17 protein-coding genes are annotated in these 19373 nt (G+C 71.7%); 6 read left to right on the forward strand and 11 right to left on the reverse strand.

Annotated features, from left to right (window positions below):
- Positions 1–40 precede the first annotated feature (40 nt).
- Positions 41–2638, reverse strand: a complete 2598-nt coding sequence (locus FGG90_RS13215) for a carboxypeptidase regulatory-like domain-containing protein (protein WP_094126545.1) — start codon at positions 2636–2638, stop codon at positions 41–43.
- Positions 2639–2865: 227 nt separating this feature from the next.
- A complete protein-coding gene (locus FGG90_RS13220; RefSeq protein ID WP_106408872.1) occupies positions 2866–5088 on the reverse strand; it encodes a carboxypeptidase regulatory-like domain-containing protein in 2223 nt (740 codons plus the stop codon).
- 153 nt (positions 5089–5241) lie between these two features.
- On the opposite strand from FGG90_RS13220, the gene FGG90_RS13225 reads away from it, so the two are divergent.
- Both FGG90_RS13225 and FGG90_RS13230 read left to right on the forward strand, forming a co-directional pair.
- On the forward strand, positions 5242–5616 hold the full coding sequence (locus FGG90_RS13225) for a VOC family protein (RefSeq protein ID WP_094126542.1): 375 nt from the start codon (positions 5242–5244) through the stop codon (positions 5614–5616).
- Between the two features lie 167 nt (positions 5617–5783).
- The gene (locus tag FGG90_RS13230) at positions 5784–6446 is read left to right on the forward strand and encodes a pentapeptide repeat-containing protein (protein WP_094126541.1); all 663 of its coding nucleotides are present in this window, start codon (positions 5784–5786) and stop codon (positions 6444–6446) included.
- A 148-nt stretch (positions 6447–6594) separates the two neighbouring features.
- Here FGG90_RS13230 and FGG90_RS13235 read toward each other — a convergent pair whose 3' ends face one another.
- Together FGG90_RS13235 and FGG90_RS13240 are read right to left on the reverse strand one after the other, a co-directional pair.
- Entirely contained in the window at positions 6595–8655 is a 2061-nt protein-coding gene (locus FGG90_RS13235; RefSeq protein WP_133065124.1) for a UvrD-helicase domain-containing protein, read from the reverse strand.
- Positions 8656–8813: 158 nt separating this feature from the next.
- Entirely contained in the window at positions 8814–9659 is an 846-nt protein-coding gene (locus tag FGG90_RS13240) for a hypothetical protein (RefSeq protein ID WP_133065123.1), read from the reverse strand.
- A gap of 486 nt (positions 9660–10145) precedes the next feature.
- Between FGG90_RS13240 and FGG90_RS13245 the strand changes: the two genes are divergently transcribed.
- Complete coding sequence (locus tag FGG90_RS13245; RefSeq protein WP_165771357.1) at positions 10146–10316, forward strand: hypothetical protein; 171 nt, start codon at positions 10146–10148, stop codon at positions 10314–10316.
- Between the two features lie 12 nt (positions 10317–10328).
- Here FGG90_RS13245 and FGG90_RS13250 read toward each other — a convergent pair whose 3' ends face one another.
- On the reverse strand, positions 10329–11345 hold the full coding sequence (locus FGG90_RS13250) for a FecCD family ABC transporter permease (protein WP_094126540.1): 1017 nt from the start codon (positions 11343–11345) through the stop codon (positions 10329–10331).
- Entirely contained in the window at positions 11342–12364 is a 1023-nt protein-coding gene (locus FGG90_RS13255) for a FecCD family ABC transporter permease (protein WP_094126539.1), read from the reverse strand. The genes FGG90_RS13250 and FGG90_RS13255 overlap by 4 nt, the downstream gene beginning before the upstream one ends.
- Positions 12365–12394: 30 nt before the next feature.
- On the opposite strand from FGG90_RS13255, the gene FGG90_RS13260 reads away from it, so the two are divergent.
- Complete coding sequence (locus FGG90_RS13260; RefSeq protein WP_210433014.1) at positions 12395–13483, forward strand: ABC transporter substrate-binding protein; 1089 nt, start codon at positions 12395–12397, stop codon at positions 13481–13483.
- On the opposite strand, the gene FGG90_RS13265 is transcribed toward FGG90_RS13260, so the two are convergent.
- On the reverse strand, positions 13480–14019 hold the full coding sequence (locus tag FGG90_RS13265; RefSeq protein WP_094126538.1) for a GNAT family N-acetyltransferase: 540 nt from the start codon (positions 14017–14019) through the stop codon (positions 13480–13482). The genes FGG90_RS13260 and FGG90_RS13265 overlap by 4 nt on opposite strands.
- Positions 14020–14071: 52 nt before the next feature.
- Between FGG90_RS13265 and FGG90_RS13270 the strand changes: the two genes are divergently transcribed.
- Positions 14072–14821 (forward strand): SAM-dependent methyltransferase, encoded by a 750-nt coding sequence (locus FGG90_RS13270; RefSeq protein WP_094126537.1) that lies wholly within the window; start codon positions 14072–14074, stop codon positions 14819–14821.
- Positions 14822–14884: 63 nt separating this feature from the next.
- On the opposite strand, the gene FGG90_RS13275 is transcribed toward FGG90_RS13270, so the two are convergent.
- Both FGG90_RS13275 and FGG90_RS13280 read right to left on the reverse strand, forming a co-directional pair.
- Entirely contained in the window at positions 14885–15685 is an 801-nt protein-coding gene (locus FGG90_RS13275; protein WP_094126536.1) for an alpha/beta hydrolase, read from the reverse strand.
- The gene (locus FGG90_RS13280) at positions 15685–16215 is read right to left on the reverse strand and encodes a phenolic acid decarboxylase (RefSeq protein WP_094126535.1); all 531 of its coding nucleotides are present in this window, start codon (positions 16213–16215) and stop codon (positions 15685–15687) included. Before FGG90_RS13280 ends, FGG90_RS13275 begins: the two co-directional genes overlap by 1 nt.
- A 63-nt stretch (positions 16216–16278) precedes the next feature.
- Between FGG90_RS13280 and FGG90_RS13285 the strand changes: the two genes are divergently transcribed.
- Entirely contained in the window at positions 16279–16794 is a 516-nt protein-coding gene (locus FGG90_RS13285) for a MarR family winged helix-turn-helix transcriptional regulator (RefSeq protein WP_094126534.1), read from the forward strand.
- 169 nt (positions 16795–16963) lie between these two features.
- Here FGG90_RS13285 and FGG90_RS13290 read toward each other — a convergent pair whose 3' ends face one another.
- Together FGG90_RS13290 and FGG90_RS13295 are read right to left on the reverse strand one after the other, a co-directional pair.
- Entirely contained in the window at positions 16964–17581 is a 618-nt protein-coding gene (locus tag FGG90_RS13290; RefSeq protein ID WP_237583410.1) for a MarR family winged helix-turn-helix transcriptional regulator, read from the reverse strand.
- A complete protein-coding gene (locus FGG90_RS13295; protein WP_237583411.1) occupies positions 17578–19320 on the reverse strand; it encodes an MDR family MFS transporter in 1743 nt (580 codons plus the stop codon). Before FGG90_RS13295 ends, FGG90_RS13290 begins: the two co-directional genes overlap by 4 nt.
- Positions 19321–19373 lie beyond the last annotated feature (53 nt).

Below are 19373 nucleotides of genomic sequence, written 5' to 3' on the forward strand. Positions count from 1 at the left end.
GTCGGGCAGCCGTCCGGGGCGGGAGGGGCGACGCCCGCCGTCAGCGGGCGGCGGCCGCGCCGGCGATGACCCGCGCGGGCGCCGCGATCGTGATCGCCACCGACTCGCCGGCGCCGACCACGACCTCCGACCGGTCGGCGCGCACGCCGCCGGTCCACGCGCGCGTGTCGCGGGCGGCGCCCCGGGAGTACGTCACGTCGACGCGGTAGACGCCCGGCGCCACGTCCTCGAGGAAGGCGGCGTCGCCGTCTCGGGCGTACGCGGCGTGCCGCACGATCCCGCCCTGCGAGAGGGTGACGAGCGCGAGGTCCGCGTCCCAGCCGGCGGCGGCGAGGCCGGTGACGCGGGCCGTGACGGACGGGCTCACGGCGAGCACGATCACGGGACTCGGCAGCGCCGCCCCCGCGACGGCGCGGAAGACCGTCGCGGTCGCCCGCGTGCCGGTCCCGCCGACCCAGCGGGAGACGTAGAGGGGAGCGGACTCGCGGTCGATCGCGACGAACGCCTGGTGGTCGCCCGGCAGGATCCCGGTGATCTCGAACGCGCCGGACGCGTCCGTGGTCGCCTCGCGACCGGTCACGGGTTCGACGCCGTCGACGGCGTCGTCCGTGGGCACGAGGTGCACGGTGGCGTCCGCGATCCCGTTCCCGGCGGCGTCCCGGACGACGCCGCGGAGGCGCGCGCCCGCATCCAGGACCGCGTCGATGCCGACGACCCGGCGGTCCGTCGCCGAGACGGTCACGATGGCGCCGGACGCTTCGTCCGCCGTGCCGCCGTACCACTCGCCGAGCAGGCCGGCCGGGTTCGGGGTGGGGGCGGCGACGCGCACGCGGTAGCCGCCGGGATCCACGTCGCGGACGGTGTAGCGGCCGGCGGCGTCGGTGGTCGCGGATCCGCCGGCGAAGTCCGCGTCGGTGGCCGCGACGAGGGACACCCGCGCGCCCGCGACCGGGGACCCGTCGGACGCCGTGACCGTGCCGCCCACGGTGGTCGGGCGCACCACGACCATGTCGACCTCGACGGCGGCGCCCTGCTGCACGGCGAACGTGCGGGCCGCGAGGCGATCGCGGGTCGGGCCGAGGTACTGCTCGACCGTCTCGCCGTCGACCTCGACGAGCGCGCGGAGCGTGTACTCGCCCGGGTCGACCTCCGGGAATGCGAAGGCGCCGTCGACGAGGTCGGAGGCGGCGACGACCTCGCGGCGGTCGGGGTCGACGAGCTCGACGCTGCCCGTGGGCGCGGGCGCGCCCGGATCCGGGACGTCGAGCCGGACGCCGCCGGTCACCTGCGCGGCCGGGACCTCCTCGGGTGGCGCGTCCGCCGCGACGACGACGGCGGTCGCCGCGATCGTCCGGCTCGTGGTGACGTAGCCCGCCGCGGTCGCGGTGACCGTGACGCGCAGGGCCTGGCCGACGTCGCCGGCGACCGGCGCGTAGGTCGGGCCGGTGGCGCCGGGGATCGGCGTCGTCCCCGCATCCCAGCGGTAGGCGAAGGTCGCGGCGGGGGACCACGTGCCGGGCGTCGCCGTGAGCGCGCCTCCGACGACGGGTGCGCCGGCGATGGTCGGGACCGGGGCGACCGCGAAGGGCTTCGCGACGGGAGCCGCGACGACGGCGGCCGTCGCGACGCTGGTCTTCGCCGCGGTCGTGTAGCCGGGGAGCGATCCGGTGACGGTGACCGTGATCCGCTTCCGGAGGTCCGCGGCGCGCACGGTGTACGCGGCGGAGGTCTCGCCGGAGATCGCCACGCCGTTCGCCCACCAGCGGTAGGCGAAGGCGGCGGGCGCGGGGGCCCAGGCGCCGGGGGCAGCGGTGAGCGTCGCGCCGACCTGGGCCGTGCCGGAGATCGTGGGCGCGGGGATCGACGTGAACTTGCCGGGGACGACGACCGGCGCGGCGAGCACGACGGCGCTCGCCACGCTCGTCCGGGCGGTCGTGGCGTAGCCGTCGCGCGTGGCCGTGACAGTGACGGTGACGCGCTTGCGGGCGTCGACCGCGCGCGGCGCGAAGGTCGCGCCGGTCTCGCCGGCGACCGCGACCCCGTTGACGAGCCAGCGGTAGGCGAACGCCGTGGGCGCGGGGGACCAGGCGCCGGGCGCGGCCGTCAGCGGCGTGCCGACCGTGGGCGTGCCGACGATCGTGGGCTTGGGCGCGACCGCGAACGCCGTGGGTGCGGGGGCGGCGAGCACGGTGGCGGTGGCGGCGCTCGTCTTCGCGAGGGAGGCGTAGCCGGCCTTGACCGCGGTGGCCGTGACCGTGATCCGGCGCCCGAGGTCGGCGGCCACGAGCGTGTACGCGGATCCGGTGGCGCCCGCGATCGCGACGCCGTTGCGCTTCCAGACGAGGGTGAGGGTGTCCGGCTGCGGCGACCAGGCGCCGGTGGCGACGGAGAGCGCCGAGCCGACCCGGGCGGTGCCGGTGATGACGGGCAGCGGCGCGGTGGTGAATGCCGCGACCTTCGCGGCGGCGCGCGCGGCGGCGGCGGGAGCGGCGGGAGCGGCGGGAGCGGCGGCGGATGCGGCTGCGGGCGCGACGCGCGCATCGGTGGCGGACGCGCCGGTCGCGAGGCCCGCCTGCGACGAGACGACGAGGGCGAGGGCGAGGAGGCCGACGAGGCCTCGTCGGCGTGCGGCGGCCATGGTGCTCCTCGGCTCCGCGGCCGCTCCTGTCGCGGCCGTCGGCCATGCTTACCCCGTCGCGCCCGCGCTGTCCCGTACCCCGTTCGGGATCGGGGGCCTCGGGGGCGCGATCGGGGCGGATCCGGACATCCGGCGGGCGCGCGCCGGCCCGCGCCGCCCGGGGGAGCACGAGAGCCCGCGCTCACCGACGTGACGTCGACGCGCGCGGGCTCCCGGGATCGAGCTGACTACCCCGCGATGCCCGTGCCCGGCGCCGCGCGCACCGCGATGCTCACGCTGCGGTCCGCGCCCACGACGAGCTGCGAGCGGTCGGCGCCCGTGCCGCCGGCCCACCAGGTCGGGACCGGCGCGAAGTCGCGGTAGTACGAGACCCGGACGCGGTAGGTGCCCGGCTCCACGTTCGCCACGAAGGCCGGGGAGGTGCGGGATGCGCCGCTGGTGCCCTTCACGACCCCGTCCTGCAGCAGCTCGACGGTCGCGTAGTCCTCGAAGCCGGGAGCCGTCACGCCGACGAGGCGCGCGGTCACGGAGGCGTCCTGGCGGAGCGTCACGTCGAGGGGCGCGAGGTCCGCGCCGCGGCGGGCGGTGAGGACGGTCGCGGTCGCGAGCGTGCCGGTGCCGCCGACCCAGCGCGGGGCGTAGGACGGTGCCTCGTACCGGTTCGGCGCGACGTACACGTAGTAGCGGCCGGGCGTGATCTTCTGGAAGTCGAAGCGGCCGGATGCGTCCGTGCGCCCGAGGGTCCCGGTGCGCGGGTCGCTGCCGAGCAGCGCGGCGGTCTCGGGCACGAGGTAGACGTCCGCTCCCGCGTAGCCGACCGTGTTGGGCTTCCGCACGATGCCCTCGAGGCGGCTGCCGAGGATGAGCTCGGCGTCGATCCCGGTGATCGCCTCCTTGCCGACGACCGTGATCCGCGTGGCCTTGTTCCGGTCGTCGGTGTCGCCGTACCACTCGCCGATGTAGCCCTCGGGGTTCACGAAGGGGGCGCTGATGCGCACCTCGTACTGGCCGGGCGTGAGGTCGCGGGACGTGATGAGGAACGCGCCGGACTCGTCGGTGCGGATGGACGCGACCACGCCGCCTCGGGCGCGGAACACCTCGACCTCGGAGCCGAAGGCGGGCTTCCCGTCGCTCGTCGTGATCGTGCCGCTGATCGAGGCGCCGGTCTCGACGACCACGTCGAGCCGCACGGTGCGGTCGTTCGCGACGGTGAACCGGGTGGCCGTCGCGGCGTCCCCGGGTGCGCGGTAGAACTGGCTGACGTACGTCCCGTCGACGACGGACCCCACGACGAGCGTGTACTCCCCGGGCGCCAGGCCCGTCACCTCGAAGGACCCGTCCACGAGCGGAGCGGACCAGCCGACGCCGTCGGACTCGCGGTACGCCGTCACCTCGCCGTCGCCCAGGAGGTTCGCGTCGGCGACGGATCCGAGGAAGGCGCGGCCGGCGACGACGCCGGTCGCGACGGCCGGCGGGGTGTCGGCGGCGACGACCGGCGCCGTGGGCGTGGTCGTGCGGGTCTCCGTCGCGAAGCCGGGGGCCGAGCCGGTGATCGTGGCCGTGATGCGCTTGCCGATGTCGGCGACGACGGGCTGGTAGCGCACCGTCGTGGCGCCGGGGATCGTGACGCCGTCGGCGGCCCAGGTGACCGTCTGGGTCGCCTCGTAGGAGAACGTCTCGTTCGCCACGTCGAGGTGCTCGCCCACGCGCGCGTCGCCGCGGATGACGAAGGTGCGCTCCGGGAAGGTGCCCTGCGTGACGGTCGCGCCCGCGCTCATGCGCGTGGTGGTCGCGTACCCGTCGCGGAACGCCGCGACCGAGACGGTGAGCGTCTTGCCGAGGTCCTGGGCGACGGGCGAGTAGGTGGAGGAGGTCGCGCCGGCGATGGGCGCGGATCCGGCGAACCACTGGTACGCGAGGCGCGGGGTGGGCGACCAGGTGCCGGGGACGGCCGTGACGGTGCCGCCGACGGTCACGGATCCGGACAGGGTCGGCACGGGCGCGGAGGTGAACGGCAGGGCCGCGACGGGCGCGCCGCCCTTCGGCGCGACCGGGGCGGTCGGCTCGCTCGTGCGGGTGGTCGACGGGTAGCGGGTCTTGACCGCGGTGACGGAGACGGTGATCCGCTTCCCCTGGTCGGCCGCGACGAGCGCGTACGTCGCCCGGGTCGCGCCCTGGATGGCGACGCCGTCGCGCGACCAGCGGTACAGGAAGGTGCCGGGGGTCGGGGTCCACGTGCCGGTGACGGCCGTGAGCGTCGAGCCGACCTCGGTCGTGCCCGTGACGGTGGGCGCGGGCGCGGCGGTGAACGCGAGCGCGGCCGGGGCGGCGGCGGCCTCGGATCCGGATGCGGGGGCTGCGGATGCGCCCGTGGCGAGTCCCGCCTGCGCGGAGGCCACGAGGGCCAGGGAGAGGAGCCCGACGAGGGCTCGACGACGTGCGTGCTGCATGGTGCTCCTGATCTCCGGCCGCCTCGGTGCGGCCCGGGTCATGCCTATCGCGCGCTCCCCGTCGCTGTCAGGTACCCAGTTCGGGCCGCGCCCCCGCCGCGCGCGTACGGTCGAGGGGAGCCGCCACCCGGGCGGCGGGAACGCGAGGCCACCATGCTCGGAGAGCACCCCGTCGGCGTCGTCCTGCTCACGCGGGACATGGCCGCATCACGCCGCTTCTACGCCGAGGCCCTGGGGCTCGAGGTCGCGGAGGAGTCCGAGTCGGCGATCACCTACCGCTCCGGCGGCACCGACCTCACCGTCACGTCGAGCACCGTGGGTTCGAAGGACGAGCAGACGAAGGCGTCGTGGAAGGTGCGCGACCTCCGCGCCGAGCTCGACCAGCTGGCGGAGCGCGGCGTGCACCCCGAGGAGTACGACACGGACGAGCTGCGGACCGTCGACGGCATCGCGGACCACGCGGGCGTCTGGTCGGCGTGGATCACGGATCCCGACGGCAACTCGCTGGGCATCGAGCAGCCGAAGTAGGGCGCGGGGCCGCAGCGGCGGTGCGTGCGGTCGCGGCGGTGCGTGCGGCTGATGCGGCGCGCACACCGGACGGGCGCGTCGGCGGCCTCCCGTAGCGTGGGGCGCGGCCCGCCGCCGGCGGCGGGCGCCCGCACCGATCCGCACCGACCCGCACCCGGAGGCACCGCATGGCCGCATCGACCCGCATCCTCCCGCCCCGCATCAGCGACCCGCGGCTCGAGGGCCTCGCCGACGGCGACCCGTCCGACCTCGACGCGCACGCGAGCTTCGAGCGGCTGCGCTTCGCCGACGCCGACCTCTCGGACGCCGACCTCGTCGACATCGGGTTCGAGGAGTGCGCGCTCGAGCGCATCCGCCTGCACGAGGCCGACCTCACGGCCGCGAGCCTCGTGGACGTGCTCGCCTCCCGCCTCGACGCGCCCGTGCTGAAGGCGCCGCGGATCCGGATGCGCGACGTGCGCCTCGAGGGCTCGCGCGTGGGATCCGCCGAGCTCTACGACGCGTCGCTCTCGTCGGTGCACATCGCCGACTGCCGCCTCGGCTTCGTGAACCTGCGCGGCTCGAAGATCACGGACCTGCTCATCACCGACTGCGCCATCGAGGAGCTGGACCTCCGCGGCACGTCCGGCATGCGCGTCGCGTTCGCGCGCACCACCATCGGCACGCTCGACCTCGCCGACTCGTCGCTCACCCACCTCGACCTCCGCGGGGCCGAGATCCACGATCTCGACACCCCGGACGGCCTCCGCGGCGCCGTGCTCGACTCCACCCAGCTCATGGGGCTCGGCCCGGTCTTCGCGCGGCACTTCCGCGTGCGCGTGGAGGACTGAGCGGGAAAGGCGTGTACTTCTACCGGGCCTCTGCTTCGCGCTTTAAGGTATCGGTAGGCGCGGCGTTTGTCTGCGTGCGCGACTTTACTCTGCGCCGGGGTGGCTTCAGGAGGTCTCGCTGCTCGCTGCGGCGCGCGCCTACTGGCTTCTATGTGTGGCTCCCTCTTGAGCGCGTTAGTACGTTAGCCGCGACCGCCTGCTGCAAGACGTCTGGAACGGGGCTGTCCTCATCATTCACAAAAAGACGCACTTCTTTCTCTGCGCGACTTAAAGCGAGGTAGAGAAGTGAGAGGTAACGAGTTCGTTCGTTGACTGTCGCGGTAGATAATAAATCGGGAATTCCAGCGACTATCACGTTTTCGAATTGAAGGCCAGCCAAGTATTCGGCAGGGCCGACGATGAGACCGCGGCGTCTATAGCCGAGTCCGTCCACGTCGGAACGCCCCGCTATCGTAGAAACGTGATACCTTCCCGACTTGCTAATATCGGCTGCGAGTCTACTGTAGCGGTTCCACTGGCGTTGATCCACGATAGCGAGCGCCGTCCGACCTGAAGAATACAGATCCTGAACGGCAGTATTAATATCGAAGAGCTCCCCTTCGCTTGATGCGGAAAGCACTAATTGCGGTACGGGCCCAGCGTTCTGCGTTGATTCAACGGTCGAGAAGTCGATATCCCAGTCCTGGCCCAGATCGAGCGTGGGGAAGCGGTGGTGGACATGTTTGATTAGGTTCAAAATTTGCGGCGTGAACCGGTGTACGGTTGTAAGCTCGAAATTATCAACATCTCCCAATCCTTCGTCTCCGTTTAATGGGCCCGAATGGGTGTCATCTGCAGCAACACCAATAAACGCCTCTGACGGAGATTGACGCGGGTCTACTGCCATGAAAATACTAGGATACTTTGAGACGTCGCGCGAAAGGTAGTGGAGAACGTGGCGCTCCAGCGGGCTGAATAGATGGAATTCGTCAACAAAAATGAGATCATAGCCCTCGCTCTTGCGAGCGCGGTTCCACGCATGCGTTTCAAGATGATTCAGCACGTCGGAAAGAACTTGGTCGGATGTCAGCAGCGAACGCGCTTCCAGGCTTTCCATAAAGCGCGAGTAAAGCGCAAATGTTACGCGCAAGTCTGCTCGGTTCAGTAAAGGCATCATCCAGCCAGCCCGAGACAGCTGTTCGTATCGGTTAATCGCGCCCGCTCCCGGAAAGATTGCGGCAGCTCCGATAACGGAGCCGAATTCGACTAGGAGATCCCAGGCAAGCGCGAGCTGGTCGTCTTCATCTTCGGAGTCGAAGCGTGCTGCAAGCGCGGGAGTGACCCCCGCTCGGTAAGTAACCCAGTCGCCTTGCACAAAAGCTTCAAGCACATCGGAGATTTCACGGAGCTGTTCTAATTTGCCGCTAAGGCTGTCGTTTCCAAGAAGATTAAAGTCGGTATCCTCGCGAATGAATTGCGGCGCTATCGACTGTGCGATTGTCAGTAGGGGAAACACATCTACTTCTTCAACTAGGCCCATGCCCATCGAAGCGAGAGAGTCCGCGACCTCCGATGCAAGGGACCAGCTATGCGTCACAATCAGCACGCGTATCTCAACACCCTTTTCGCGCGCCGAAAGGACTTCGCGTAAGGCCTTCAGAGTAAGGGCGAGCGTCTTCCCGGAACCGGCTGGTCCGCGCAGACGGATAGACTTTTCCGTGGGTGCTTCAACAAATGACCGCTGGTCGCGGCTAATCTCATCAAGCCATTGGTCGTAAGTCCAGCCCTTTGTGACGCTCGACGCTAGGTGAGGGAGCGAAATTTCGACGTCGGGCGCTGAGTCGGCATCTTTGGCTACAAAGTGTAAGTTGGCCGAAACAAGACTCTCTTCCCAGATCGCGCTTACGTCTATGTTCGGCTTCGTGAGATTGCGCGCGTAATCAATTAATTCTTCTTTTTGATCAGTCGTTGTGGATGTCCAAAAAATTACATCCTGACGACGTCCAGGTACGACTTCAGCAATCCAGCGGCTCGCTTCTGAGTCCGAGCCAGGGATTGCAAAGAACGCAATTAAGCTGTCGTGCTTGTATTGATGCCATCCACGGGGAAGGGAAAGTGGGCCGGAAGCCCGAGCCCGCTCCGCGAATGACGCCATTCGCCCAAGTACCTCACGGCGTGAACTTGCAAGATGATCGGGGACAAACGCATCATTGTTATACTGATCTCGCATAATAATAATGCACTGCTGCTCGCTCGAATCTTGGCGAGTCAGTAAGATATCTACGCCATGGAGATGTTGCAGGTACAGTGCATCCGATGTCTCAATGGCTGCCGGGGATAAGTCTGTCGCAAGTTCCTTTAGGGCTCGTGCGCTTGTAAGCAGAGGTATCACTTGTATCGCCCTTCAAGTTGTTGCGAGTGCGCTTTGCGCATCTCTTCATAGTCGCTCGGCATGCCAATTGACATGAATACGAGCGCGAATTGCTGGGACATGGCATGGATGTATCGGTCGTGAAGTCGCGCGAGGCGTCGATACTTGGCTGTAGCGCGTCGTGGTCCCAAAATTATGTCGGGCTCCTTAATTTGCTCCAAATGACGGAGATATACAAAATATCCGTCTTGCATATCAGGACTAACGGCTGAAAGAAAAATAGTATCCCCGGGGGGTGTTGAGTAGTGCGAAGTTAGCGAACTGACTATGTTTTTGGTAGCGGCCTTTGTTTGCTTGCCGCTTGGGATGTTTACGCTGGCGGCTATTAGCTCCTGCACTGCCTCGTCTAGATCTTCGGGCGGGTTGGAAGCGGCCTGAATGGCATGTACGAGCCGGGTTGCGTCGTGTGCTGCAGTTCCGATAAGGCCAAGGGCCTCGATAATTTCCTTAGCTGGCTGCTCGAGCGGCCAGCTACGAAGGCGTTCTGCGGAGATAGAAGGGCCTTTGGCCGAGCGGATTATGCCACCAAGTGCATCGGTGCACTTACTAATGAGTCTTTCGCTTATTCGCGGAATCTGAAATTCGAGATTGTACTCGTCTTGAGTTAGCAGCGGCACGCAGGTAACTCTTCCCTGATTTTTGCGGTTCGCGAAGTCGCAATCAGCCGTCAGTACTATGAGATGACGCTGCCATTTGTTTGCATGCTCGTCGGTGGCCTCGAGGATATCTCCTTGTCTAAGGGGGTCCATGACCGTGACATCCCGATACTCGACGAACGGCTGGTCTCCCGAGGCGGTCTGCATGGCTTCAGTATGTCCGACTCGGGCGTCGAAGTGTCAAATGTGTCCCAATTATGCTCGTGCTGAGGATCTGGCTCCCCGCTCAAGCGCGATTGGGTGGTGAAGTTTCGTGGCAATCGCGCTTCGCAATACGCGCGGCGGTACAAGGCCCGCGAACGGGGGGCTTGGCGCGGCGAAAGTGCTGCGGTAATGCAGCGACAGTCTTATTTTCGGTTCGTGTGTTCGCTAGTTGCGCTGCGCATAGACTCGCGCACTGCCACGGCGATCATCTTGTTTGAGGATTCGCCGGCGCCAAGATCTACGACACCCCGGACGGCCTCCGCGGCGCCGTGCTCGACTCCACCCAGCTCATGGGGCTCGGCCCGGTCTTCGCGCGGCACTTCCGCGTGCGCGTGGAGGACTGAGCGCGATCACTGCCGGGCTGCCTCGCGGCGGGCGGATCCGTCGCCTAGGCTCGCTCTCCGTCGGAATGGGAAGGGAGAGTTCCACGTGCGGAGCTTCGTCACGACCGTCTCGCTGGCCGCGCTGCTCCTCTTCGCGATGGCTCTGCTCCCCGATGAGCCGGGGGTGAGGGTCACGGGTTTCGTCCTGGCCACCGTCGTCTTCGCGGTTGGGCTCCGTCTCCTCGGGGTGTTCGGCTCCGAGCCGTCGGAGGACTGAGCCGCCGGCGGATCACCTGCGCGCGGACGCCCGCCGCGTCGGATCCGGCGCCGCCAGCAGCCACAGCAGGTACAGCCCGCCGAGCGCCGACGTGGCGAGGCCGACGGGGATCTGGAACGGGCTGAGCAGTCTGCCCGCCACGAGGTCGGCGACGCTCAGCAGCAGCGCGCCGACCACGAGGGCGGGGAGCATGCGGCCGGCGCTCGCGGGCATCATCCGCCGGGCGAGGTGCGGCGCCGCGAGCGCGACGAACCCCACCGGGCCCACCGCCGCGACGCCCACGGCGGCCAGCCCGACGCCCGCGGCGAGGAGCGTCGGACGCCAGCGGTCCACGGCCAGCCCGAGGGCGCGCGCGGTGTCGTCGCCCATCTCGAGCAGGCGCAGCGGGCGCTCGCCGAGGAAGGCGAGCGGCACGAGCACGGCCAGCACCGCGAGCGCGGGCCCGACCTGCGGCCAGGAGATGGCGTTCAGCGTGCCGAAGCGCCACGTCGCCGCGGCCTGCGCCAGCTCGACGTCGCTGCGGGTGATGAGGAAGTCGTTGACGGAGGCGAGCATCGCGCCCACGGCGATGCCCACCAGCACGAGCCGCTCGCCCGTGGTCGCGGTGCGGGAGCTCATCAGGTGCACGGCGAGGGCGGTCGCGAAGCCGCCCACGACGGTGCCGAGGCCGACGGAGGCCGCGGACGAGGATCCGGCCACCAGGATCGCGACGAGCCCGCCCGTGGCCGCGCCCGTGCTGAAGCCGATGACGTCCGGGCTGCCGAGCGGGTTGCGCGAGACGCTCTGGAACACGAGGCCGCTGAGGCCGAGCGCCGCGCCGACCGCGACGGCGACGACGACGCGCGGCAGGCGCTGGTCGACGACGATGAAGCGCGCCTGCGGATCCCCGCCGCCGAGGAGCGCGTCGAGCGACGCCGCCGGCGACAGCGGGTACGCGCCCGTGCTGATCCCGACCGCCGCGGCGGCGAGGATGCCGACGACGAGCGCGGCCAGCACGATGCGGTCTCTCCGCGGGATCCGGTGCCTCACCGCGCGCCCCGCGAGCGCCGCAGCACGAGCGCCAGCAGCACGGGCGCGCCGACGAACGCCGTGACGATGCCCGCCTCGAGCTCGCCCGGCCGCGCCACGACCCGCCCCACGACGTCGGCCAGCAGCACGAGCATCGGCCCGGCGACCACCGACCCGACCAGCACGGCGCGGTCGCGGCGGCCGACGACGAGGCGCACGGCGTGCGGCACCACGAGGCCGACGAACGAGATCGGCCCGGCCGCCGCGGTCGCCGCGCCGCACGCGACCGTCACGAGCGCGAACCCCGCGAGCCGCACGAGGCCGACGCGGCTGCCGAGCGCGGTCGCGGCGTCCTCGCCGAGCGCGAGCACGCCGAGCGGGCGCACGAGGAGCAGCGCGGCGAGGACCACGGCGGCGGCGAGCGGGAGGATCCAGGCGAGGTCGGCCGGATCCCGCCCGGCCACCGAGCCGACCACCCACGACCGGTAGTCGCCGAAGGTGCGGGGGTCGGCGAGCGTGATCACGCCCGTGACGGAGGCGAGGCTCGCGGTGAGCGCGGTGCCGGCGAGCAGGAGGCGCGTCGGATCCGCGCGGGGGCCCGCCCGCATCCCCACGAGCACCACGACCACCGCGGCCACGGCCGACCCGGCGAACGCGGGCGCCACGTACCCCGCGGCGGTGCCCGTCCCGAGCACCGACACGGCGAGCACGACCGCGAGCGACGCACCGGCGTTGACGCCGAGGAGGCCCGGCTCGGCGAGCGGGTTGCGGGTCATCGCCTGCATCACGACGCCGGCGACGGCGAGCAGCACGCCCACCGCGACCGCGAGGAGCGTGCGCGGCAGCCGGAGCTGCCAGACGATGATCGCGTCGCGGCTGCCGTCGGCCGGGTGCAGCACGGCGCGCCACACGCCGTCGAGCGCGATCTCGCGGGCCCCGGTCGCGAGGCTGAGCGCGACGAGCGCGACGAGCGCCACGAGCGCCGCGCCGGCGACGGCGGCCCCGGCCGCGCGGGAGGCGGACGGGGGAGTGGGGGCCATGGCGCGGTAAGGATACCCTAAGCTGCCGCGGTGATCCCCTCCCCGCCCCGAGCCGCCCGACCCGCCTCCCGCCGCCGCGCCGGCCGCGCCCGCCGCCCCCTCGGCGGCCTCGCGCTGGCCGCGGCCGCGCTCGTCTCCCTCGCCGCGTGCAGCGGTGCCGGCGCCGCGAGCGGATCCGGGCCCGACGCGGCGGCGGCCCCCGCCGGCAGCCCGGACGGCGCCTACACGACCCCGCGCACCATGCCCGCGGGCAAGGGGAGCGGCCAGCCCGACGGCGTGTTCCCGCGCACGGTCGCGCACTTCGCCGGATCCACGACCATCCCGGCCGCCCCGACGCGCGTGGTCGTCATCTCCACCGGCCAGGCGGATGCGCTGCTCACCCTCGGCGTCGTGCCGGTCGCCTCCACCGCGGCCGACGGCGCCGACCTCGTCCCCGCGTACCTGTCGAAGGCGTTCCCGGAGGACGCGGCCGCGCTCGGCGCGATGACGTCGGTCGGCAACCGCATCGCGCCCGACGTCGAGAGCGTCGCCGCCGCGAAGCCCGACCTGATCCTCATGAACACCGCCGGCAAGGACGCCGCGTCCCTCTACGCGAGCCTCTCGGCGATCGCCCCGACGGTCGCGACGCAGGGCACGGGCCTGCACTGGAAGGAGGACATGCTGCTCCTCGCCGACGCGGTCGGGCGCACCGCGCAGGCGGCCGACTGGCTCGACTCCTACCAGTCGGACGCGGCGGCGTACGGCGCGACGGTGCCCGACGGCACGACGGTCTCGTTCGTGCGCTCCTCCGCCGACCGGCTGCGCGTCTTCGGCGTCGCGTCGTTCGCCGGGTCCGTGGCCGAGGACGCGGCCCTCGCGCGCCCGGAGTCGCAGGGCTTCACCGACGAGACCTCCCAGGACATCAGCGAGGAGCAGCTCGACCTCGCGGACGGCGGCCACGTGTTCGCGGGCGTGCAGGGCGGCGACGACACGGCGCTCACCGGGCTCCCGCTCTGGCCGACCCTCCAGGCCGTCTCGGACGACGCGGTGACCTTCGTCGACGACGACGTCTTCTACCTCAACACCGGCCCCACGGCGGCGCGCGCGGTGCTCGACGCGATGGAGGCGGCGCTCAGCTAGGGCGCGGGCGTCGGCGGCGTCGCGGCGGGGATCCCGAGCTTGAAGCCCACGTGCGACCGCGCGTACCCGAGGCGCTCGTAGAAGCGGTGGGCGTCGACGCGGGCCGCGTCGGAGGTGAGCTGCACGAGCGCGGCACCGAGGGCGGGCGCGGCGGTGTCGGCGACCCACCGCATCATCGCGCCGCCGATGCCGGCTGAGCGCCGGTCGCTCCCGACGCGCACGGCCTCGACCTGGAGGCGGGCGCTGCCGCGTCGGGCCATGCCGGGGATGAGCGTGAGCTGCATCGTGCCGACGAGCGCGCCCTCCGCGTCGGTCGCGACCAGCAGGTCGTTCGCCGGGTCGAGGAGGATGCGCTCCAGTGCGTTCCGGTAGAGGACGGTGTCGGCGGGATCCGCGCGGTCGCCCCGCGAGGCGCTCACCGGGTCGTCGGCGAGCAGCTCCATGAGGGGGCCGAGGTCGGCAGCGGTCGCGCGGCGGAGGACCACGTCCTCGATGCGTGCGGCGAGCGGGACGGGGAGGGCGAGGGGCGCGAGCACGCCCCCATCTTCCTCGCGCGACCGCGAGCAGCGGCCCACCTACGCTGACGACATGGACAGGAGCACGATCAGCGACCTCGCGCACGCCGAGCACCCGATCGCGGCGCCGCTCGGCGACGCCGGCGTCGACGACCTCCTCGCCCGCGCGGTCACGGGGCGGGAGGCGATCCTCGACCTCGGCTGCGGCGACGGCAGCTGGCTGCTGCGGGCCCTGCGGCGAGCGCCGTCGCTGACCGCGGTCGGGGTGGATCACTCCGACGCCGGCTTCGGCCGGGTGCGGGAGCAGGCCGAGCGCGAGGGGCTCGCGGACCGCCTCGAGCTCGTCCACGCGGACGCCGGCTCGTGGACCTCCGCCGACCGGTTCGACGTGGTGCTCAGCGTGGGGGCGACGCACGCGTACGGCGGCCTCGCGTCGACCCTCGCGGCGATCGACGGGCATCTGCGGCCGGGTGGCGTCGCGCTCGTGGGCGAGTGCTTCTGGGAGCGGCCGCCGACGCCGCGGGTGCTGGAGGCGCTCGGCGCGGAGCCGGACGAGTACGGCGACCTCGCGGCGACCGTGGAGGTCGCGGCCGCCGGCGGGTGGGTGCCGCTGCACGGGCACGTCAGCACCCTCGAGGAGTGGGACGACTACGAGTGGTCGTGGACCGGCGCGCTCGCGCGGTGGGCGCTCGAGAACCCCGACCACCCGGATCGGGACCAGGTCATGACCGCGTCGGTCGAGCACCGCCGCGCGTGGCTGGAGGGCTACCGCGGCACGCTCGGGTTCGTCACCGTGCTGCTGGGGCGCGCGCCGGTCGGCTGAGACCGGGGGCGCGAGGCGGGAGGGCGGGGCATGCGCGCATGCCCCGCCCTCCCGTCGCTCGGGTCAGGCGCCGGCGCCGCCTGAGGCCGACGCCCGCGAAACGTGCGCGAGGAGCCGCTCGACGAGCATCGCGCGCAGGTCCACCGACGACCAGCCGTGGTCCGCGCCCTCGACCGGCGTGAACGTCGCGCCGGGCATCAGCTCGCCGTAGCGCGCGCCGTAGGCGACCGGCACGACCTCGTCGGCCGTGCCGTGCACCACGTCGACCGGGCCCGGATACCCGGACACCGGGCCGTAGACGTCGACGCCCGCGAGCACCTCGTCCGGGAAGCCCAGGCCGAGGCCCATGCCGGCGACGTCGACGACGCCGCGCTCGCGGGCCGGCGTGAGCGGCACGCTCATGACGCGCCCGCGCTCGGTGATGTCGTCCACCACCACGCCGGCCGGCGACCAGAGCGTGAGGCTCGCGACGAGCTCCGGCGCGCGGGCGGCGGCCAGCGCCGACTCCACGGCGCCCAGGCTGTGGGCGACCACGTGCACGGCTCCGCCCGCGTCCTCGGCGAGGGCGCGGATCATCGTGGACACCTGGTCGACCTCGTCGAGCAGGCGCACGTCGGCGAAGTCGCCGTCGCTCACGCCGTGGCCGAGCCGGTCGTAGGCGCGCGCCGCCGTGCCGGACGCCGCCAGCGCCCGGGCGACCGCCACCCAGAGCCCGTGGCCGCCGGTGCCCGAGTCCCCGAACCCGTGGACGAGCAGGGCGGCGGGGGCGCCGGGGCGCACGGTGCCGTGCTCCCAGCCGCGGAGGGTCCGCCCGCCGTGCTCGAGCGCGAGCGGGGCGACCCGGGCCGCGGCGGCCCGGTCCATCAGTTGCGCCGGTCGGCGAAGCCGGCCGGGAGGTCGCCGGGGGCGGTGTCGACGACGGTCTCGTCGTCGGCGCCCACGAACTCGTACAGGGTGATGTGCGCGAACTCCGGCACCACGTAGATCGGGTAGGTCGGGCCGGCGTCGCGGTGCGCGCGCATCTGATCGAGGTGGTCGTTCTGGAAGAGCACGGTCTTGGAGCCGTCCTCCTCCACCCAGCGCGGGAAGAAGATCGTGCCGTGCAGCACGCGGGCCGCCGGGATGATGTTGACCACGACGCTGGTGCCGGTGGGCTCGTTCCACGACACCTTGAAGACGCCGTCGGCGAGGGCGACCAGGTCGACCGTCTGGTCCTTGACCCAGCGGCCGCCGACCATCCCGGAGTGGATGCGGTAGTCGATGGTCGTGGCGTTCTTCACGTACATCTCGTACTGCCAGCCGTTGGCGTACGTGTAGATGAGGCGGTGTCCGACGAGGGGGCTGAGGTCCTGAGCGGGCACGGGGTGCTCGACGCTCGTGGTGATGTTGTCCATGCCGAGGATCCTGACACCGGAATGCGTTTGTCACAAGCGCATCTCCCTGGGTATCCTCGGTGCATGCCCTCCGACGCGACCGACCCCGAGCTCCGGGAGATCGCGCGCCGCGTCGGATCCGAGCTCGGCCCGTTCCGCCGTCGGCTGACCCACGCGTCCCGTCGCGCCGCGGACCTGCCCGACCTGCCGGACGCGCAGGTCGAGGTGCTCCGCCGCCTGGAGGCCATCGGCTGGGCGACGCCCACCGGCCTCGGCCGGGCGCTCGGGCTCGCGCGCTCGACCGTCAGCAACCTGCTCATCGCCATGGAGCGCGACGGCCTCGTCGACCGGCGGCAGGTGGCGGGCGACGGCCGGAGCACCGAGGTGGGCCTCACGGATCGCGCGCGCGGTCTGCTGCGCACGTTCGACCGCTCGGCCGAGGGCGTGCTCGTGGGCGCGCTGCAGGGGCTCTCGGCGGCGGAGCGGCGCGACATCGCCCGCGCGCTCCCGGCGCTCGAGGCGCTGCACGCGGCGATCGGCGCGGAGCGGGTGGAGCCGTCGGCGCCCGATGCGGCGCTGGCGGGTCCGGACGCGAAGTAGGCCCGGACGCGCGGTGGGCCCGGACGTGCCGGTCGCGCCGGTGGGCCGGACGCGCCCGTCGATCGGGCAGCGCCGTCCGCGCCGGACACGACGACGCGCCGCCGGCCGGGGAGCTGATCCCCGCCCGACGGCGCGTGGTGGTGGTGGTGGTGCGGTGAGCCCGCCGGGCTCAGGCCGCGTGCGCGGGTGCGCGTGCGGCCGACGTCCGGCCGGAGGCGTCGCATCCGCCGTCCGCCCCCGTGCGGTCCGCATCCGCCGCATCCGTGGCGTCCGCGGCGTCGGCCGCGGGGGCGCCGTCCCCGAGCGCGTTCAACCGCGCCAGGAACCCGGCGAACGCGTCGAGGTCGGCGCGGCTCCAGGCGCCGAGGCCGCGGATGAGGCGGCTGCCCTCCGCGTCGTCGGCGTCGATCCCGGCGCGGCCGGCGGCCGTGAGCGCGAGCACCCGCACCCGGCCGTCCTGCGCGTCGGCCCCGACCTCCACCAGCCCCAGGTCCTGGAGCTGGCGGAGCTGCCGGCTGACCACGCTGCGGTCGACGCCGAGCTGGTCGGCGACGGCGCTGGCGTGGGCGCTGCCGCAGCGGCGGATCACGCGGAGCATCTTGTAGCCGATGGGCGGCAGCTCCGGGTGGATGGCCGCGGCGGCCTCGCGGGTCGTGGCGCGGATCCGGCCGGCCAGGGCCGTCATCTGCTCCTCGACCTCGGCGATGCCCGCCGCGATCCCGTCCCCGGAGGCGTCGCTGTCCCCGTCGCGTGCCCCGTCCGCGACGGGGTGGTCGTCGTCCGTCATCGGCGGGCGTCGACCCCGGCGTCCTCGGGCTCGGGGAGCCGGATGGATCCGGTCGGGTTCGCCTCGCCGGCCGGCGTCAGCGCGACGGCCCCGGCGGAGGCGCCGATGAGCGCGTCCTCGGCGTCGACGCGGTGCACGTCCTTCGCCGCCTTCTCGTTCTTCATCTGCACGGCGTTCTTGCTGCCGAGCTGCGCGTTGGGCAGGAAGATCACGGCGATGAGCGACACGATCGCGAGCGGCACGCTGTAGAGGAACACGTCGCCGATGCCGACGCCGTACGCGCTCTCGACCACCACGCGGACCGCGGGGCTGAGCTGCGAGACCTGCGGGATGACGCCCGAGCCGAGCGCCTGCGCGGCCGCGGCCTGGTCGGCGGGGGCGAGCTTCATGATGCCCGCCGTGATCTCCGACGCGATGATCGTGCCGAGGATGGAGCCGAGCACCGAGACGCCGACCGTGCCGCCGAGGCTGCGGAAGAACGTGACCGCGCTGGTGGCGACGCCGAGGTTCTTCACCTCGATGGCGTTCTGCACGACGAGGACGAGGTTCTGCATGAGCATGCCGAGGCCCGCGCCGAGCACGAACATGTAGATGCCCACGAGCACGAAGTCGGTGTCGTAGCGGAGCGTGGAGAGCAGGCCCGTGCCGGCGACGATGAGCACGGCGCCGGAGATCATGATCGTCTTCCACTTGCCGCGGCGGCTGATCAGATTGCCGAACACGGTCGAGGAGATGAGCAGGCCCGCCATGAGCGGGATCGTCAGCAGGCCCGACTGGGTCGGCGTGGCGCCGCGCGACAGCTGCATGTACTGCGCGAGGAAGACCGAGGTGCCGAACAGCGAGATGCCGACCGCGAGGCTCGCGACGACCGAGAGCGTGAAGGTGCGGTTGCGGAACATGGTGAGCGGGATGATCGGCTCGGCGACCTTGAGCTCGGTGACGACCGCGGCGATCAGCAGCACGACCGCGCCGCCCGCCATGAGGTAGGAGGTCATCGAGGCCCACTCGAACTGCTTGCCGGCCTGCGAGACCCAGATGAGCAGGAGCGAGACGCCGCTCGCGATGAAGACCGCGCCGAGGTAGTCGACGTGCACCTTGCGCTTCGGGTGCGCGGGCAGGTGGAGGGTGACCTGCAGCAGGATGATCGCGATGATGGCGATCGGCAGCGCGATGAAGAAGTTCCAGCGCCAGCCGAACGCGTCGGTCACGACGCCGCCGAGGAGCGGGCCGCCGACCGTGCCGACGGCCATGACGGCGCCGAAGAGGCCGGCGTAGCGGCCGCGGTCACGCGGGCTGATGATGTCGGCCATGATGATCTGGCTCAGCGCGGCGAGGCCGCCGGCGCCGAGGCCCTGGAGCACGCGGAAGACGATGAGCGTCTCGGTGTCCTGCGAGAAGCCGGCGAGCGCGGAGCCCAGCACGAACGTCGCGAGCGCGAGCTGGATGAGCAGCTTGCGGTTGAAGAGGTCGGCGAACTTGCCCCAGAGCGGGGTGCTCACGGTGGTGGCGAGCAGCGTCGCGGTGACGACCCAGGTGTAGCCGGATTGGTCGCCCTTGAGGTCGCTGATGATGATCGGCAGCGAGGTGGAGACGACGGTGCCGGCGAGGATCGAGACGAACATGCCGAGCAGGAGGCCCGAGAGGGACTCGAGGACCTGGCGCTTCGACATGGATCCGTCGGCCGAGACGGTGCGACGAGGGGCCTTCGCGGGTGCCGCGTCGGTGTGGTGCTGGGACATGTTCCTCCGGTAGTTGACTATAGGCAACCATATGACTGTGGTGGACAGTTGTC

The organism is Clavibacter michiganensis subsp. tessellarius (genome assembly GCF_021922985.1).
Classification (GTDB): Bacteria; Actinomycetota; Actinomycetes; order Actinomycetales; family Microbacteriaceae; genus Clavibacter; species Clavibacter tessellarius.